Source organism: Paenibacillus sp. P4_E11 (assembly GCF_056401635.1).
Map to the genome: position 1 here is coordinate 1 of NZ_JBFUIX010000497.1, position 1,294 is coordinate 1,294.

General features: G+C 46.8%; 1 protein-coding gene. It reads left to right on the plus strand.

Going from position 1 to position 1,294, the window contains the following annotated elements; translation table 11 throughout:
* The first annotated feature begins 244 nt into the window (after positions 1-244).
* Positions 245-1,150, plus strand: a complete 906-nt coding sequence (locus AC1DWB_RS35455; protein WP_477545757.1) for an AraC family transcriptional regulator — start codon at positions 245-247, stop codon at positions 1,148-1,150.
* Positions 1,151-1,294: the final 144 nt, after the last annotated feature.

Here is a 1,294-nt window from a genome sequence, read left to right on the forward strand (position 1 = left end):
GTATCGTGAATAGACCTTCAAGAACGACATAGCCTTGCTCATCAAACTGGGCTTTAAGTACATTTGTCATCGATATTTGCCCGCCTCTCAACTCGAATTATTCAACAATTCGCTTGCACACTCGATTGACGTATTGTACAATTCCGTTAATCGATCTAATCATAACCCCATATTATCATGAAGTTTATTGCTAGTAATTGGCTCAGATCGACAAGTTGTTATCCATTTCCGCCCAGGAGGGCTTATGAACGYTCCGTTATTGCCACCCACGCGTGTAGCCGAACACTACGAGCTTACCCCTTGTGTCCACTGGGCACAAATTCAGCAAGCTTTTTATTCTCCAGGCACTGCTCGTCGTATTGTAGATTTCGAACTGGTGTATATAATTCGTGGCGATATTCAAGTGCATTTCGAGTGTGAGGACGACCCGGTACGTTCCGGAGCCGGAGATTTGTTCCTGCTCCCACCTGCTACAACCCATCGGATTGAAGTATTGACGGAATCGAATACACAATTACTTGGAATCCATTTTGATTTTTTCAATGACATTCAAGTGCTAGCAGAACAAGATTTGGTCGTGAAGGATTTGCGACCACAGCCCGAACAGTTCTGTCGACAACCTGTGAACCCAGATGGAACTCCGCTGTTTCAACGATTTTATGGTGGCCTTCCACCTGAACCGCTACAGTGGATGGAGCGTCTCATTGGCGAGTTCGGCACAGCTCAACCCGGATACGCCATGGCCTGCCGAGGACTGCTCCTCCAACTGCTCGCCGTCTTGCTGCGACTGCACGATAAGCCTATACGCAACCTGCATCCCGAATATCGGGCAGCCGTGCAACAGCTAGTGGCCGAGATGGAAGCATCGTTGGAACATCCCTGGACGAACGCTGCCATGGCACAGCAATTTGGCGTAAGTGAAGATCACTTTATCCGCATATTCCGTGATATTGTCGGGATGAGCCCGCACAAATATTTGCAATCGTCCCGGCATCTTGAAGCTAAGCGGCTCCTTAGGGAAACGTCCCAACCAATTGAGATGATTGGGCGTGGGCTTGGCTATGAAGATTTGCCTAATTTCAGTAAGAGCTTCAAGAAGTGGCAAGGGGTTTCCCCGCGGGAATACAGACGCTTGAGTATTTTATATTAAGGATGGTCGAACTTTTCAGTTTACAGATACAATTGAATATGTTATCTTAATTTCGATATATATAGAAATAATTGCTGACTAGGGGGTGAATACGATGATCGATGACACCGCGGACGTACGCCAAGCTGTTAAAGTATATAAAGC